This window comes from Lysinibacillus sp. C5.1, from assembly GCF_016350185.1.
Classification (GTDB): Bacteria; Bacillota; Bacilli; order Bacillales_A; family Planococcaceae; genus Lysinibacillus; species Lysinibacillus sphaericus.
Map to the genome: position 1 here is coordinate 2,580,348 of NZ_CP066226.1, position 15,798 is coordinate 2,596,145.

A 15,798-nucleotide genomic window follows, 5' to 3' on the forward strand; every position below is an offset into this window, starting at 1 on the left:
AACTTCAAAATCAAAATAATTTTAACATAAATATCCAAAACAAAATCACCTCTAATAAAAACTAACGAGGTGATTTTTATCAAACTTTATTTCGAGAACTAAATTAGTTATGCCCATACAAACTTCACTCATCCTTCACCACTAAACTGCTTCCTCCAATCCTCGAAGCTCATAAATGGTACTGTCACACTTGGTGGCTTAACTTCTTTGTAAGCTTTGGTAAGCGCTTGTTTATACATTAGTCCCAAGTCCTCCATGTAAGCGTCTATACGAGCTGCTAAATTCTTTTGATACTTATCATCCATATAGTCTTTGCCACGTCTGTATTCAGGTAATTTACCGTTCACCAAGTAAATCGAATGACACCGACATTGAATATCCATGGATGCAACACCCCATAGCCTTGGACCTTTAGATTTCCACTTTCCATAGTGATAATAGCCGTCTTTATCAGCCTTTTGCCCATCTAGCTTTCTATGAGATTTCCGTACTCTCGTATCAAGGGAGGACATCCATACCTTTGTTAGCCGAACGGTTTTACTCGCCTGTTCTTCTACAGCTAAATCTGCTTGCGATCGTACTCGGCCACCTTCTGTACGAGCAACAAGGATGGCTTTCTTCTTGGACCACCCCATCGCTTGTTCTATACGATAAGCCATTTCAGTGTAGCTTTCGCCAGCTTGAAGGCTTTGTGCTATCTCGATGTTTAGTCGTCTAATAATGTCATTCCTGTGGGCTTCAAATATCTTGGGAAGTGTTAAAAACTCAACTGGATTAGTTAGAGCTGTTTCAACTGAAGGCAATACAAAGCCCATTTCCTCGCCTGTAGATTGTTCTAACAGGTAAGCCATCATTAAGTATCTCTCAATGTATAGTCGTTCCTCTGACGCTCTTATTAACTTAATAATTGCTTTATAATCCGCATTGAGCTCTTGAGCTATTAGCTTCATTTCTTGATTGAAGCGATTGTATTTATTGACGTCAGTCCAAGTGGCTTCACCGTTCTTACCAAACTTTCTATGCATCTGCAGCATTTGGTCGAGGATGGCTTTTAAACGCTTGTTAAAGACAACTTCAATGTCTTTTTCAGCCTTCTTCTCCAGTTCGTCTAGGATTTTATTAATCTCTTGCTGATTCATAGTTTATCCACTTCTTCAGGATCGTCATCCAAGTCCTCTAAGTCTTTGCCATACACCTTAGCGTCCTTCTCCATCTCTTTTAGTTCATAATCTACATCATCCACAATCGACATCTTAGAAAGACGTGTACGCTCTGACACTTGCCCTTTTAGAGCTTGTGATGCCTGTGCCTCAGATAATAAATCCATAGGAACGTTGCGCTTGTACTCGAACCAAAGCTTTAAGTAATCATCTTTCGAACAGATTCCCTTCTTTGCCCATGCACTGCATAACACTTTGAATTGATATCGTAAAGCGGTAGTAAATTTTCGTTCCATCGTTTTGCATTTGTTTTCAAGCGCCATGAGTTTAAACTTCATAGCCACGCCACTTGTGTTACCGGCAAACGCTTCATCGCTAAAGTTCACGCTTTTAGCTAATCGCATGATATTTTCCTCTAAACGATTTAGATGATTCTCAATCATTTGATCATTGACTTCTTTGGTTAGGTATTTAATGTCGTCATCTTCACCCATTAGCTCAAAAATACCAGTGCGTGCAACCTTCTGTGCATCCTCTTCATCCATACCCATGCCTTTCAGCACCAAATACGCTAAACGCCACTGTTCAATCTCATTAGATGCATCAGATAAAGTGCGGTCGTACGCATCAATCAAGTTAAACACTTTGTCCGCATCGCCCTGCAGCTCCTCATTATTTGATATCCCAAATAAAGGACAGTAATCGAATAGATGTTTGCGTTCATCTTTCAGTACAAACTGTGAATCTTTATCTGCACGAGTGTAGAGTTTTTCAGTTGTAGCATCGTAAAATACCAGCTGCTCGATTTCTACCTTTTCACCTTCAGCATTAAGTTCCGCGCTTTTAAAATAGCGAAATCCATATTTAGGTTCACTGACTTCTCCAGTTTCTGAAAGAATGATAGTCTCCCACGGATCAATCACCATCGCACGTTCATTTCCTTCAGTGTCAATGTACAGTAACCGAGCAGAATAGCCACAAATAGCCGTTTTCTTCCCTGATTCACTATCCAAGTCATCAATGGAATTACGCAAATTAAAAAGCTCAATGGCCTCTGTTAATGACTTTAGGCTTTGAGCTTGTTTATCTACCACATATGAAATTGGATTACCGAACATATAGCCAACTTTCGTGTCTACAATTTCAGCGTCGAGTGGATTGTTTAGCGTGTTGTTCACTTTATCATCCACTCGTTGCACATGTGCATTACCTTGGGCGTAGTCTGTAGGTTTACGTGTTAAAATGGGCACTGCAGATGCTTCAGCCTTATAGCGGTTGTAGTTGAGTAATCGTTTATTTCGTTCTGCTTGTGTTTCTTTTATTAACTTATCAAGTAACAAAGGCGAAATACCATTCCCATCGATGTATTGGATATATTCATTCATGCTGACACCTCCTTATCGGTTTTTCCCTTTGAGAATTGCTTTTTGATAATGTGTGTAGATACCATAACGAATCATGTCTAGTACGTCATTCCATAATCTAATTGGTTCACCAGTTGTGCCATTCCATACATATTGATATATTTCATCTTTGAACCTTTTTACTTTATCTTCAACAATAAAAAGCCGCCCTATTTTAAACATTTTGGCGACTTCTTCAATCCCAGATATTACATTCTTTTTCGCATTGAATGCTCTTAATCCTTCACGTCTAAAGCGTTTTACATGCTCAGGTCGTGCCGAATCACAATAGAAATTGATATTACCGTAACGTTTCTTAATAGCCTTCGCAACTGCTACCCAGTAGTCAATTTCTTCATATTGTTTAGCATGCTCTTCACATAAATAAACGTTCCTTTTTTCATCTTCTGCAAATACACCCATCGCCCCAAAGTGATCGTATCCCCAGTCTACAGCAGCAAAGTATTTAACGATGTTGAGTTTATTAAACTCTTCACTGGAAATATAATGACGATCTTCATTAAAGTCTTTGTAGACAATGCCCTCGGCTGCTACCCATAAACCATAAATGTCGCGATCAGTAAACATGCCTGAAGGTGTAGAAGCAATAATGGACTCAACGTATTCAGGATCAAGAAAAATATTGTCAAACAAAGTAAAATGAAATGCTCTGATATTTAAACGGCCGGTCTCTAACATCTGACCATCTTTATCAATGTAATCCGTTTTAATACTATGTGCTGGATTCTCAGTATTGGTATCAATTAATATACGAGCCCCTTGATATGAGCAACGTGAGATAACTTCTTTCACGAATAAATCATGAAGTGCTGTTCCTTCATTAAGTAGAGCTCCTGTCGCGGTAAAACCGCGCACTTTTTTCCACGTATCAGAATTAGCTCCATCAAAACAATATATCTTGTTGCCAAAAACAGAAACAGCATTTGATTTATTAAACTTTAACTCTTTGCCTAGAATGACTTCCATATCGTTTAATATGTTACGTCTAATACTAGCTTGGGTAGCTCCACCTATAATAAAAGACAATCCTTGCCCCTCATATTTAGCAATATGCATTAAAAAAAGCAGAATAAACACGAATGTTTTCCCTGCACGTTTTGCACCACTGGCGAGTAGTATTTTAGGATTTTCTTGAATAAATGAATCCATAACCTCTTTTTGTTTTGGTGTGAGCTCTATCATTATTCATCACCTGCAATCTTACGCAACATCTTAGCAATTTCACTTTCTTGTGTTGATGTATCTCCATACTGAATTTTTTCAATTTCAATTTTTAACTTTTTAACATTCAAATTCATTTGTTTTAACTTCAATTGCTGTTCACTATTGGATTTTTCAATATCATGTTTTTGTTTAATCGCTCTCACAAGTTGACTCGTGACTCTTGTTAGTGCTTCCTCAAGGTTGAGTATGTCATCCATTTTACGAAAAATCGTTTCTTCAACCTCAACAGTAACCATGCGTTCTTTTGCTATTGTGACAGTTTGACCATCCGCACCCGTTGCAGCTTCTTTCACTTTCCGCAATTGCTGCAACACACGTCTTTGCTTTTCTGTCAGACCTTCTTCAATTGTTTTAATCCGCTTCATCATCCTACGTTGCCGTATGGTTAGTTCGCGAACGTTTCTATCAATCTGGAATAACGGGTCAGTTTCAATAGTGCCATATAACTCCCGTTCCTCTTCATCTAGGTAGTCCCACATGAGAGATTCATATTCACCAGTTGTAACAGCGTTCTTATTACCTTGTGGAGCTGATCCACCCTTATTACCTTTTGCATTTTGATTATTGAGGGGGGCTCCTCCTGTATTGCCTACAGCATTTTTATTGCCACGTGGTGCACCTTTTTTGGTTTGCACACTTTTTTCGTTTGGTGTGCATACTTTTTCATTCGCATTGTCCATACTTCGCCATTTGCGTTGTTGCCAACTTTTGACGGTGTTAATGGACACGTTGTACTTAGCAGCGATGTCTTTTTGCTTCATGCCGCTTTTATAATCCTGATAAGCTAATTGATATTTTTCAGCCATGTTACATTAACACCACCTCCGTCAGTTGAGTTGAGTTTGTTTCATAAATCCTCATCCTTTAATAATTGCAAATCTAGCTCGATTAGCTTTTTTAAATCATCCACAGTCGAAACTTTGATATGACCACCTTTGAAGTCCTTTATCCATTGTGCGATTCCTGCTTGTACAATCTTTCTATATCGTTCTTTTGATTCATGAATACTTTCAGCCATGCTTATTTCATGTTGCAGTAGCAAGTCATCTTCTTTTATAGATACAGAACGTTTGTTTGTATTTTTCATTACCTCATCATAACCCCTCACTTATAATGAAAGTGAGATAGCGAGTGGGCTAAAACCGTGCACGGTATATCGCTATCTCTGCCATGATGTGGCATGGTTTTGTAGAAAAGATGAGTGTTAGCGCACTCGTCTTTTCTTTTTTATTTTTTAGGCTTAGGATATGGCTTATTTAAATGCAAGATCTTCTTACGGATTTTTTTGTTTAATGGCATAAGATACTTGTGTTTACCAGTAGTCATATATATTTGGGCATTTGAATCAACATTTTTTCTTAACCATTCAATACGTTGACTTCCCTTCCCATATTTTGAGTAGATAGACTTTGGGTGAACTTTTTTACCATGAATAATAAAATAGTGTTCGCCATCTGTTTTGCCTTGGTAAATCCAATTAGTAGCTTGATATATACCCCCATGATGATTTTGTTCAGTATCTGCATAACTAACGATCAACTCAATATTTGGTGACTGTACTTTTAAGAATTTGATTGCTTTGGCTAATATTTCTGATACAAATGATTTATGATGATTGAGAGCAACCCTTGTCAGTTCACAACATTCCTTTTGTGTAAGTCCATAAGGTGAACCAATCTTGCCATTTGCCCCCCTACTAAAAATCACAACACCAATGAACTTTCCATCTTCCCATGCGCCAACTTTCACTAATTTCCCAGCAGGTAGGCACTTACTATAATGAAAATTTTCACATGCGAATTTAGCCGCTTCATGTGTAGCCCATGCAATTTTTAATGTAGTCATTCATGCTCAAACTCCTCATGGCAGTGTGGACATGTAATAAGCTTAGAAGTTAATACTCCTAGGTCGCCTTGATCATCCTCTGTACCTTCATCAAAGTTTGGAACCTCGATATCGCCTATCATGTGTTTTAAGTCCACCTCGTCAAATCCCGTTAATTGTAAATCGATGTCACTATCTTGTAGTTCTTGTAATACTGCAATTAATCCATCTTCATCCCAATCGCCACTAATTTTATTAAGAGCAATATTCAAAGCTTTTTCCTGCGTTGGCTCCAAGTTCACTACTGAAACATCTAATTCTTGATAACCCTCAGCTACTAAAATTTTAAAGCGTTGATGACCCCCTACCAGATTTCCTGTTTTTTCATTCCAAATTAAAGGATCTATATAACCAAATTCTTTAATAGAACGCTTTAAATTTTCATATTCTGCATCACCTGGTTGTAAATCTACACGTGGGTTATATAGTGCAGGATTAATCTTCTCTATTGGCAACTTAATTATCTTCAAAATAAAATCTCCTCTTTTCATAATAAAATAAGACTTCCGCAATAAATGGCGGAAGTCTTGAAGACAAGAGTATCAAGTTTAAGGTATCAGCTTTTCGAAATGTAAGTATTTTTATTTAATATCACTTTCTTTGGGACGAAATTCATCTAATAATTTATCTTGTAATACAAGCAATTGATATTTTTTTTCATTTACTTTTTTTACTATATTATCTATACTTTTATCATTTTTAACTATTATACTTTCACAGTCATTTATTATATCGACAATTCCCAATTTTGATTCTAGATTTTTATTGTTTTTTATATCTTCAAATCTTTTTTGCTCTCCTTTTAAATTTAATGACACAATATCAATTCCATCTCTAAGTTCATTTCTAAAATCCAACATTTCTAGATCCTCTGCAATATTATAGATAAGTAAGTTATTAATAATTTTATCAATATCTAAAGTAAGATTAGTATAATTAGTAAAAATGCTATTTAAATTAGCAATGTTATTTTTAAATCCATCTTCGTGCTCATTTTTACCCTCTACATCTTCTTTAAGACTAGCGAGAGTATAACTACCATATCTTTCAGCTACATTTTTAAGCATATCCATACTCTTAAAAGCAATCAATTTTAATTTTTGTAGATGGTCTTCAATATCAATTAACAGTTTGGAAAATTCTTCAGTCTTCCGTAATTCTAATTGTAAAATATATCTCTCTCTTTCTGTTTTATCTTGCAATTTAGCTGAATCTTCAATTGCTTTTCGTTGTGATTCTAATTGAGCTTGATGTTGTTGTTTCTGTTCTTCAATCATTTTAATATGATGCTCTTTTTGTTGATCTAATTGCTCTTGATGGTGTTTTTGTTGATCTTCAATTAATTTATTTTGATGAAGATTCTGTTGAAACAGTTGTTGTTTATGGAGATTTTTTTGAGTACTAATTAGAAATTGTGTAGTACCAACAATTGCAATTAATCCTATAATACCTCCTAAATAAGCACCCCAATAACTTAACCATCCATCAATTCCACCTCTTGCAGATGCAAATATTTCAAAATCCATAAATACAGCTAATATCCCTGGTGTTATTAAAATTAATATAACGATAATAACGTACATCCACCAAGGTAAAGATCTTTCTTTTTCGTAAACGTCTTCCTTATTAACATCTGATAGGTTTTTCTTCATTTTCCTCACCTCTCAAACAATATTAGCCTGAGAATCTACATATTGGAACAATTTTCTACATATTCCATTCTCAAAACCACACCAAACTCCACCCTATCGTCTACAAGTACATGCTCGCACTTTTCGTTTTCTAATGTTCCTAAGATACTTACTCACCCGTAAAACTAGTCCGTTATTATATTTATAGCTGTTTGATGCAGTCTTCAAGGCATAATAAAAAGCCACAACTTGGTAGATGCGACTTAATGTTCACTCATGAATTTCTATATTAGAGCGAGAATAACAATCATTACATTGAACCATAGCCAATGTAACAATATTTCCATTACGTCTAACAGTCTTTTTACTTATTTCTACTACGTTTGATGATTTACATTTCGGACATTTCATATTTTTCCCCTCTAATCTACATAGGATAATAATTATCATAGAATAAAAGGTAAGATATGTCATACAAAAGAGACTACCAATATAGTAGTCTCAATGGTTTAGATCATTTCAATGAATAGATATATCTCGCATTGTTATACAATTTTCGTAATTTTCGCCAATGATAAATATTAGTAAAAAATACTAAATAAATACCTGCAAATAGAGCACAACTACCATAAATTATCAATAAAGATTTTCCAACCCCATCAAAATACTTAAATGTACCATTAATGTTATCCTTTTCAGGGTAATTAAAATCTTTATATTCTAAATTTATACTTTCTAATTGGTAATCTTTTCCGTTAATATTTGTAAAAACACCACTTTCAATTTCATTATTAGTATTGGGAACAATAAAGAAAATTATTGCAAAAATTAACGCCGTAAACATTAAGTATACACTTAAGTAATTAGTTTGAAAGTTTAATTCTTTTTCCAATGTATCAATAACTTTTTCTATTTGTTTTTTACTTAGTTCTCTTAAATTATCTTCTGTTTTAAAATTCTTTAATATGTATTTACTGTCGTAAAGGCCACGGTTTAAATCCACTTTTTTCTTTCTAAATAAATTAAACAACTAATCTTCATCTCCTATATAATTCCTAATAATATACAATTATAATAAAAAGACCGTATTAAATCTACGATCTCTATAGGAAATTTCACATAGTATTTCCGTGCGCTTTTTGATAATACCATCATATAACGCTTTTTCAATATTTTCAGTCTCTAGATAGTAAGGTACTATTTTAATACATTACTTAGATGATACTTTTTTAGCATATTTCATCATACGCATTATATTGGCATGTTTCATCTTGATGTAGTTTGTACTGTAATTTAATTCAAACGCTATTGTTTCAAGTGTCTTGCCCTCCACATGCTTACGATACAGTATCTTGTATTCTAAACCCTCAAATGTATTAATAAGTTTCTTTAAATCATAAAGGTCATTTATTTTATGAGCTAATTCATATTCGATTAATTCAATCTTTTCTTCAACATTGGCACCAAGAGACTCTGCTTCAAGTTTGTACTTACCTAAATCATTTACGTTTTCCCACCGTCTTAATTCACGTTTGGTTTTATTTAGATTGTATTCAAGGTAAGTAATTTGATCCTCAAGTTTTCGATAATCCTTCAACCACTCATACAACTTCAACATCTCCCTTTTTTTACAAAATAAAAGAGAACAACAAATGAAAGTAGTGACTACTACTAAGCAAATGTTGTCCTCCAGAGGGCTGGTAGAACAAAATTTAACGTCTAAATTACTTCTACATCTTTATAGCCAAAATTTTTAAGCACTTCTTCAATTTCGGAAACTGCATTTTCTCTATTTTCCAAATCTGGATTTATCGTAATTTTCCTAAGATTCCTAGTATTTATCGGAACTTCTATATAATTTTGATTTTGATTATATTTTGTAGGTAAAGCAATGAATCTGTATTCTTTATCATCCTTAAATTTTATATCCTTTATGAAGCAACTTGCAAGGTTTATATGATGCGTGAAAGGATTTCTTATTCCCATATAATACTCTACTAATCCCCCATCCTTTAAATAATCCTTAAACCGATTTTGCCTTATTGATCTTGTATGTTCATCTAAGTAATTACAAACATTAATGGAATCCTTTAAAGCAATAAAAACTTTAGATGTAGTAAATAGTTGGTTATGGAGATTAAATTCATCTTTATTTTTTAACTTAATACTATTGAATTCATTCAATATGAATATTATTTTTTTAAAATATTCTTCTTGAGAATAATTAATTGATAATAATTTTTCATAGAACTGATCAATGAATTTTGTATCATCAAATAAGCCTCTTTCTTGTGTTTTAAGTAAGTCTATGAATAATTCTGCTGTATTCCCAAGCTCAGAAAAATTTTCTGTATCTAAATATCTTATCTCATTTGAGAATATTTCAAATCCATTAATTTTCTCAAAGACATCATTGTCTGCAAAAGAAAAACAAACATCACCATATATTCCTAGATGATGAGCACTTGAACTTTCTTCTGTAAAACAGGCCATGTAACTTTCCGTCCTTAAAATTTCTGATGCCAATTTTCCAATTGCTAGAGAATTATCATAGTAAAATTTAGTAGTAATACAACGAAATAAAGTTCGAAATGCATCTTTTATTAATTTATCCCTTTGTTCTTTTATTTTTAAAACTCTACTAAACATGAATGTATTTTCAGCTTCGTCTAATTTTATTAAAATCTCTGAAATTTCATTAATCTTGTTAATTATATCTAGGTAATGATTTATCTCATTATCATCTGTTTTAACAATATCAGTTCTACTCATTCGAAATTTTTTAGATTTTAAAATAGATATTGCAGAATTTTTACTACCTGTATAATGGTTTAACAATCGTATCATCCTTTTAATTATGATATTAAAACTCTTCACCCTCATCCCAACGAACTCTTTTAACTTTTCCTTGATGAGTAATAATCCTTATTTCAGCATGTGCAGGTAGTTCAGTTAATTTCGCAACACCGTCACTAAGTATAATTACACAACTTGAAGGTAGTTCTATTGTATCAATTTTTAACATACCATTTCTAGATATTTCTAAATTTCGCATTCTCATTTCGTCAACACCTACCTTGTTTTTTATTTCATCATATTGTTCAGAGATTGACGAATTGTTTAGTAAGTCAAATTTGTGCTTTTAAATTATCCATTTGTTCAATCGCCTTCTGTTACTCTTTTAATTTCTTTAAATCCACAATAACTTGTTTATCAGTCTAAATTACACCTCTTTCTTCATCAAAATAAACAATTTTTATCGTTTATTCTTGATACACAACTTCCATTTGGGTACTGGCTTCCGTGCACTAGGTATGTCGATTGGAAAGACAGTTACACAGTCTCATGAAGCTTTCAATCCTTCAGTAACTGCAATAGCATAATCCAAAGCTTCGTCCTGTGTGCTCAACCCTTTCAGTAACCGTAAAGCTTCAAGGTTCTGATAAAACCCTATCTCGTTTTCTTTGTACTGATATTTTTTGTAGAGGCCAATGTGTAATACCATCTGATTGATTAAGTATTGTTCACCCATTCCGCATTCCTCGCTTTAATTTGATTCTTGCTATATGTCAAAATACGCTTAGGCTTCCCATACTTTTTCCCAACCTCATCTCTCGTCATGCCATGCACTAGCCAGCAATGCTTTTTCGTGATGATGGTCCCAATGTGATGACAGCCAGGCACAGGGCATTTCAGCAGCTCTGCATTTGGTGCGTACCATGTGAAATTTTTAGGCATTTGTATCACACACCACCAATTTATTAAAAGCCTTGCGGTCACCTGTTTCTAGAGCGATATCGATAGCAGCAGCTTTGTAATTTTGTTTGTTGAATTCCTCTAGCTCATTCATGAGGTTTTTTAGTTCCCACTCACATCTCGCCTCACGAACCTTGGCTAAAATCTGTTTTAAATCATTATTCATCCATACTCCCTCCTAAATAGCCAAAGCTAATTGATTTTCATCAATTTGTGCATTGTAAATGTTGCAAACTACTCCACCACTAATCTTGTAAAGCATGTTACCAGCTTGGTATTCGCCATCTGGCAAAGCAACTTCTTCACCAATGCCAAATTGATTTAAACTTACTGTTTCACCATTAAGCACAAAGCCTCGGCTTAATAATTCGACTCTTTCCAGTGAAACATCGACATGTACATAAGCACTTGCACTTACTTGATAAATGGCATTACATACATTACACGTTATTTCTTCCTGTAAATCGCTTATTTCACCATCGTCTAAGGCTTCGTTCCTGACAAGATTTAAGAAGTCGTCTAGATTAACTTTATGACCACAACCACAATCGATAGATTTGTTGTACCTCATCTGTTCGCCCTCCAATCAAGGGGCTAAGCGCCCCTCACTTTAATCTATAATTCAACCCTAAGTCCTTATCGATATGAATAAAGAACTGCTTACACATCTGATAAAAGCGTGTACCGAGCCCTTCGTCCATTTGAACAATCATTTCATCAAACGTTAGTTCGCTGCTAATAAACACTGGCTTATGATTCATATAACGATAGTTCACAACTGAATAAAGCTGTTTAATTTCCCACTCACTCCCTTGTGGCACTTTAATCCTTTCCCCATCTTTCATTTGCTTTGTAACAGGTTTAAACAAGTCATCGATAAAGAGAATATCGACCTGCTTCATACGGATCATCTTGGCCTCTAGCTTTTCGAAGTCTGAACGTAAATCATCGAAGCCTTCCACGAATGGAAAATACAATACTGACTTATGTTTCTCTGTCATCATTAAGTTGGCCAAAGCTATAAGTAAGTGTGTTTTCCCTGATCCTGGTTGACCTAGATAGGCAATACTGTTTTGCTTTGACTTTTGAATTTGTTCAAAATCTGCATAGTATTTAGTAGCCAATAGGTGCATGTCTTGTACTACCTTGGGTGCTCCATTGGTGAAAAAGTTATCAAATGTCATTGCTTTAAATTCTTCGGTGATTTCACTAGCCTTCATCAGCTTGCTAACAATTCTATTTTTCTCGCATTCGCAGTCAACCCAAATTTGAAATGATTTACCGTAAGTAATACTGGCTTCATCTTCATCGACTTTCATTTCAAATAATCCGCCTACATCTTTACACTTCGTACAATCGTACTGTTTGTCATTAATCGAGACTGCTTCTTCGTCCAATAATGCTTGGTACTTTGCTTGTGCCTTTGCTAGTACTTCCTGTATTGGATGCACGTTGTTGAGCCTCCTTTTTCGCTAATAGTTGCATAGATGTTACGCCTTCATATCTCCAATTACGTAATGTACCATTAGCATATTTTTCTTTATTTCTGACTCGTCCATTTAACAGAGCTCGCTCAAACGCTTCAATAACTAGATTTGCATCTTGATAGGTCGATAGATAGTAATCAATATCTTCTCGTAATTTATTGCTAGGTAACTTTTGCAGACGACTGACAAAGAAGCTATATAGCTTTTGAGCATGCTGCTTGTCTGTAGTCAGTACTTGGTTAATATCAGTATTTAGTTTATTCAATACTTGGTTATTATCAATACTTAGTAGGGGCGGATTTGCCACTAGTGGTTTTTCCACTTGTGGGTTTTCCATTAGTGGGTTTTCCTCTAATGGCTTTTCCACTGTTGGCATTTCTACTGGTGGTTTCTCCTCTTGTTGGATAGGCGCTTCATGGACAATTGTCTCCCAAGCAACGATCCTTTTCGTTTTTTCATCTCTAACTGGTTTACGCTCTACATAGCCGTTATCTTTAAGCTCTTTCAGTCCACTTTTGAACGAATCTTTGCCATCTGTAGCATGCGTAATTAATTCGTCCATATAAAACACCCAATCATCTGGCATTGAAAGCATATAAGCCATAATGCCTTTAGCTTTCCAAGATAGACGGTTGTCATTTAATGCTGTACGATTCATCACTACAAAGTTGTTGTTTTTAGCTACTCGGATAATGCCCATTTGCCCTCGCCTCTCCTTAACTCGACCTTTTTTAAAGGTTTTTATTTATTCCTTAAACCAAATTGATATAATATTGTAATGAACTATTTATTTGAACATCATTTATCCACTGAAAAGAGGTAATTTATGAATAAAAGTTTCGTGCATCATTTATGCATCCAAACCAATACATACACCGAATCGTTAAATTTCTATACAGACATACTGGGTTTTAAAGTAGTACAAGAATCACCTGATTTTCACGGACGCAATTTTAATACATGGATTCAATTGGGCGATTTTTATATTGAACTGCAAACTGGAAAACAAAATGAAATACTATGTGACGTAAACACAAATTCCCTGGGTCTAGTTCACTTTTGTTTATGGGTAGAAGATTTAAAATCAGAAGTATCTCGCCTTCATGAATTAGACACTGAATTCTTAATGAAGAATAATGAAATAATTTACCATGTTGGGAATGGTAGCTTATGCAAAATAAAAGCACCTGAAGGAACAATAGTAGAACTTCGTAACAACAAAGGAATTTAATACTTTAATTCCTAACTCTAAATGTCACCTTTACATATCGTTTTTATAAGAACCCCTCTAATCTTTCACAAACCGCAAAACTACCCTTGATTTTGATAATTCGATAGTTTGGATATCTAATCATGTATTGCAACACCAAACGTTTGATTTGATCGTTATCCTTCGCCTGTTGAAAGATCCACGCAGGCAGAAGGACTTTGTGTGGTACGTTACTGTTCAATAATCTTTTCCTCTTGAACTGCTTCTGCTTCAATGATCGAATAATCTGTGATATCAATAACATCACTCATATCCTCTGATACCTCGTTTTTAATCGTTTCATCAGCCTCTACTACCTTCTGCAGCTCGATTGATTTAGGAGAATATTTTAATACTTCTTTTAGTACAGTTTTTTTAGCCATTGCGTCATAGTTAGTTTTCCAAGGGCTTGTCGAACCTTTTTGAACGGCTTGCGAAAACTTTTGAGCATGTTTATCAATACGTTCTCTTGTCCAGTAAACAAAGTCGTATCCGCCATTTTTTAAATGGTACACAGCGTAGTAACCGATTGGTTCGCCTTCTGGATTTGTCGAAGGTACATGTATAAGATCTTTGTGTAATCCGTATGCAAACGAAAATTCATCTTCCTTATACACTTCATGCGCATAAATGGCTTTATATTGACCGCTACGAACAGCTAAATCAATTAAACCTTTATAACCTAACTGGAACTGTACTTGTTTGCCATATGGGATTAAATAAGCTTGTCCTAGCCCTGTATTTGGCTCCACTCCTAGTTGAGCAGATTGCATAAGTGCTGCTAGAAAACTCATTTGGTCACATTCTAATAGTTTTGGTGTAGCACGAACTGCTGTTAAGGCAATTCGTGCAATACGATCAGCATCCATGTGTTTAGGTAATGCTCGTTGAATTTGAGGACCCATACGCTTTAACAATTTGTTTAATGATTGTTCTGGTGTAAGACCTTGTTGTACTTGACTTTGCATTTGCGCTTTTAAGTCATTTGTAGTTGCCATGTTTAATTCGCCTCCTTAATCGACAAACGGCGAAATAATGATTCATTGCAATATTTCTTATATAGCTCCGGTTGTTCTTCCTTTAATCGCTTGCTATCAATTCGATTAGTTGTAATTGTTTTATAAGTCACTTTAAATCGATTCGAATATCCTTCCACGGCCTCACCAAGCTTTATTTTTAGTTGATTTTCATATTCTTTACGTTGGTTTTCGAGTTGCTTTTCTTCACTTTTTAATGATTCAATCGCCTCAATTAATGTGTTCATCTGCTCATCCAACATAATGGCTGAACCATCATCCTGAGGGAACATTTTAGCTAAAAACTCACTAGCAGATGAACTACCATCAATCGCCGGAGGTACGTTAGCAAGGACATGGTTATGCCAGAAGTCTTTTTCTCGCTCAATCATTAACTCAATAAATTCATCATCACGGGCAACTTCTTTCCACACAAAAGTGTTCCCACCAATCAAAACCGCAATATATGCCTTTTCAAATCCAGTGACCGCTAGATAATGTTGCAACTGACAAATATACGCTGCTGGTACTTCGTCACCTTTCCAAGCATCTTTGTTGTACGTAGAAGTTGTTTTACATTCGAGGATTGCTCTTTCTCCAACGATTCGGCGGTCTAAGTTTGCTATCATAAATTGATAATCAGGATGTCGTAGCATACGATTCACACGCTGTACTTTTTTACGTGTTCGTCTTGCAAATTCTTGTGCAACAATATCTTCTAGCACATTGCCCCAGTACACAAATTCATTGTCGATTTCTTCAACCATTTTAGATGTCTTTTCGATGAATAACTGAAACGCTGACTTCCAGCGATTAAATCCAAGAATTGCTGATGCATCTGAACCGCCGATACCGCTTTTACGTAGTTGGAGCCATTCAATACGATCCATCTTTAAAGTAGATACTGCTTCCATTCTTTTAACCTCCTGTGTTAAAATAACGATAATTAATGTTTTTTCTAAGCCAC

At 34.9% G+C, this 15,798-nt stretch carries 21 protein-coding genes; 1 reads left to right on the forward strand and 20 read right to left on the reverse strand.

Annotated features, from left to right (window positions below; all coding sequences use genetic code 11):
- Positions 1–128: 128 nt before the first annotated feature.
- From I5435_RS12440 to I5435_RS12525, 18 genes are all read right to left on the reverse strand, one after another.
- Positions 129–1,139, reverse strand: a complete 1,011-nt coding sequence (locus I5435_RS12440; RefSeq protein WP_337982352.1) for a phage head morphogenesis protein — start codon at positions 1,137–1,139, stop codon at positions 129–131.
- Positions 1,136–2,545, reverse strand: coding sequence for a phage portal protein (locus I5435_RS12445; RefSeq protein WP_337982353.1), 1,410 nt, complete (start codon positions 2,543–2,545; stop codon positions 1,136–1,138). The genes I5435_RS12440 and I5435_RS12445 overlap by 4 nt, the downstream gene beginning before the upstream one ends.
- Positions 2,546–2,557: 12 nt before the next feature.
- Positions 2,558–3,763, reverse strand: coding sequence for a PBSX family phage terminase large subunit (locus I5435_RS12450; protein ID WP_337983870.1), 1,206 nt, complete (start codon positions 3,761–3,763; stop codon positions 2,558–2,560).
- A 2-nt stretch (positions 3,764–3,765) separates the two neighbouring features.
- Positions 3,766–4,614, reverse strand: coding sequence for a phage terminase small subunit (gene terS, locus I5435_RS12455; RefSeq protein ID WP_337982354.1), 849 nt, complete (start codon positions 4,612–4,614; stop codon positions 3,766–3,768).
- A 41-nt stretch (positions 4,615–4,655) separates the two neighbouring features.
- Positions 4,656–4,895, reverse strand: a complete 240-nt coding sequence (locus I5435_RS12460; RefSeq protein ID WP_337982355.1) for a hypothetical protein — start codon at positions 4,893–4,895, stop codon at positions 4,656–4,658.
- Between the two features lie 140 nt (positions 4,896–5,035).
- Positions 5,036–5,653 carry a Mom family adenine methylcarbamoylation protein gene (locus I5435_RS12465; protein ID WP_337982356.1) on the reverse strand — a complete coding sequence of 206 codons (618 nt, stop codon included), beginning with the start codon at positions 5,651–5,653 and terminating at the stop codon, positions 5,036–5,038.
- Complete coding sequence (locus I5435_RS12470) at positions 5,650–6,162, reverse strand: ParB N-terminal domain-containing protein (protein ID WP_337982357.1); 513 nt, start codon at positions 6,160–6,162, stop codon at positions 5,650–5,652. Before I5435_RS12470 ends, I5435_RS12465 begins: the two co-directional genes overlap by 4 nt.
- A 111-nt stretch (positions 6,163–6,273) precedes the next feature.
- On the reverse strand, positions 6,274–7,344 hold the full coding sequence (locus I5435_RS12475; RefSeq protein WP_337982358.1) for a hypothetical protein: 1,071 nt from the start codon (positions 7,342–7,344) through the stop codon (positions 6,274–6,276).
- Positions 7,345–7,837: 493 nt separating this feature from the next.
- Positions 7,838–8,353: a hypothetical protein gene (locus tag I5435_RS12480; RefSeq protein ID WP_337982359.1), complete on the reverse strand. Its 516-nt coding sequence runs from the start codon at positions 8,351–8,353 to the stop codon at positions 7,838–7,840.
- Between the two features lie 180 nt (positions 8,354–8,533).
- Positions 8,534–8,932 (reverse strand): hypothetical protein, encoded by a 399-nt coding sequence (locus I5435_RS12485; protein WP_337982360.1) that lies wholly within the window; start codon positions 8,930–8,932, stop codon positions 8,534–8,536.
- Between the two features lie 110 nt (positions 8,933–9,042).
- Entirely contained in the window at positions 9,043–10,161 is a 1,119-nt protein-coding gene (locus I5435_RS12490; RefSeq protein ID WP_337982361.1) for a hypothetical protein, read from the reverse strand.
- Between the two features lie 25 nt (positions 10,162–10,186).
- Complete coding sequence (locus I5435_RS12495) at positions 10,187–10,384, reverse strand: XtrA/YqaO family protein (protein ID WP_337982362.1); 198 nt, start codon at positions 10,382–10,384, stop codon at positions 10,187–10,189.
- A gap of 282 nt (positions 10,385–10,666) precedes the next feature.
- Complete coding sequence (locus I5435_RS12500; protein ID WP_337982363.1) at positions 10,667–10,855, reverse strand: hypothetical protein; 189 nt, start codon at positions 10,853–10,855, stop codon at positions 10,667–10,669.
- Positions 10,837–11,061 (reverse strand): hypothetical protein, encoded by a 225-nt coding sequence (locus I5435_RS12505; protein WP_337982364.1) that lies wholly within the window; start codon positions 11,059–11,061, stop codon positions 10,837–10,839. Before I5435_RS12505 ends, I5435_RS12500 begins: the two co-directional genes overlap by 19 nt.
- Complete coding sequence (locus I5435_RS12510) at positions 11,054–11,245, reverse strand: hypothetical protein (RefSeq protein WP_337982365.1); 192 nt, start codon at positions 11,243–11,245, stop codon at positions 11,054–11,056. The genes I5435_RS12505 and I5435_RS12510 overlap by 8 nt, the downstream gene beginning before the upstream one ends.
- 12 nt (positions 11,246–11,257) lie before the next feature.
- Complete coding sequence (locus I5435_RS12515) at positions 11,258–11,650, reverse strand: hypothetical protein (RefSeq protein ID WP_337982366.1); 393 nt, start codon at positions 11,648–11,650, stop codon at positions 11,258–11,260.
- Between the two features lie 34 nt (positions 11,651–11,684).
- Complete coding sequence (locus tag I5435_RS12520; protein WP_337982367.1) at positions 11,685–12,530, reverse strand: ATP-binding protein; 846 nt, start codon at positions 12,528–12,530, stop codon at positions 11,685–11,687.
- Positions 12,451–13,266 (reverse strand): DnaD domain-containing protein, encoded by an 816-nt coding sequence (locus tag I5435_RS12525; RefSeq protein WP_337982368.1) that lies wholly within the window; start codon positions 13,264–13,266, stop codon positions 12,451–12,453. Before I5435_RS12525 ends, I5435_RS12520 begins: the two co-directional genes overlap by 80 nt.
- Positions 13,267–13,392: 126 nt before the next feature.
- On the opposite strand from I5435_RS12525, the gene I5435_RS12530 reads away from it, so the two are divergent.
- Positions 13,393–13,797 carry a VOC family protein gene (locus I5435_RS12530; RefSeq protein WP_337982369.1) on the forward strand — a complete coding sequence of 135 codons (405 nt, stop codon included), beginning with the start codon at positions 13,393–13,395 and terminating at the stop codon, positions 13,795–13,797.
- 209 nt (positions 13,798–14,006) lie between these two features.
- Here the strand turns inward: I5435_RS12530 and I5435_RS12535 are convergent, their stop codons facing one another.
- Both I5435_RS12535 and I5435_RS12540 read right to left on the reverse strand, forming a co-directional pair.
- Complete coding sequence (locus I5435_RS12535; protein ID WP_337982370.1) at positions 14,007–14,813, reverse strand: recombinase RecT; 807 nt, start codon at positions 14,811–14,813, stop codon at positions 14,007–14,009.
- Between the two features lie 2 nt (positions 14,814–14,815).
- Positions 14,816–15,745, reverse strand: a complete 930-nt coding sequence (locus I5435_RS12540) for a YqaJ viral recombinase family nuclease (RefSeq protein WP_337982371.1) — start codon at positions 15,743–15,745, stop codon at positions 14,816–14,818.
- Positions 15,746–15,798 lie beyond the last annotated feature (53 nt).

Bases quoted from the DNA above. Each gene is read 5' to 3' on its own strand.
- I5435_RS12465 (WP_337982356.1), bottom strand. From the start codon at position 5,653: ATGACTACATTAAAAATTGCATGGGCTACACATGAAGCGGCTAAATTC.
- I5435_RS12475 (WP_337982358.1), bottom strand. From the start codon at position 7,344: ATGAAGAAAAACCTATCAGATGTTAATAAGGAAGACGTTTACGAAAAA.
- I5435_RS12445 (WP_337982353.1), bottom strand. From the start codon at position 2,545: ATGAATGAATATATCCAATACATCGATGGGAATGGTATTTCGCCTTTG.
- I5435_RS12525 (WP_337982368.1), bottom strand. From the start codon at position 13,266: ATGGGCATTATCCGAGTAGCTAAAAACAACAACTTTGTAGTGATGAAT.
- I5435_RS12540 (WP_337982371.1), bottom strand. From the start codon at position 15,745: ATGGAAGCAGTATCTACTTTAAAGATGGATCGTATTGAATGGCTCCAA.
- I5435_RS12535 (WP_337982370.1), bottom strand. From the start codon at position 14,813: ATGGCAACTACAAATGACTTAAAAGCGCAAATGCAAAGTCAAGTACAA.
- I5435_RS12510 (WP_337982365.1), bottom strand. From the start codon at position 11,245: ATGAATAATGATTTAAAACAGATTTTAGCCAAGGTTCGTGAGGCGAGA.
- terS (WP_337982354.1), bottom strand. From the start codon at position 4,614: ATGGCTGAAAAATATCAATTAGCTTATCAGGATTATAAAAGCGGCATG.
- I5435_RS12495 (WP_337982362.1), bottom strand. From the start codon at position 10,384: ATGAGAATGCGAAATTTAGAAATATCTAGAAATGGTATGTTAAAAATT.
- I5435_RS12440 (WP_337982352.1), bottom strand. From the start codon at position 1,139: ATGAATCAGCAAGAGATTAATAAAATCCTAGACGAACTGGAGAAGAAG.
- I5435_RS12460 (WP_337982355.1), bottom strand. From the start codon at position 4,895: ATGAAAAATACAAACAAACGTTCTGTATCTATAAAAGAAGATGACTTG.
- I5435_RS12500 (WP_337982363.1), bottom strand. From the start codon at position 10,855: ATGGGTGAACAATACTTAATCAATCAGATGGTATTACACATTGGCCTC.
- I5435_RS12530 (WP_337982369.1), top strand. From the start codon at position 13,393: ATGAATAAAAGTTTCGTGCATCATTTATGCATCCAAACCAATACATAC.
- I5435_RS12515 (WP_337982366.1), bottom strand. From the start codon at position 11,650: ATGAGGTACAACAAATCTATCGATTGTGGTTGTGGTCATAAAGTTAAT.
- I5435_RS12505 (WP_337982364.1), bottom strand. From the start codon at position 11,061: ATGCCTAAAAATTTCACATGGTACGCACCAAATGCAGAGCTGCTGAAA.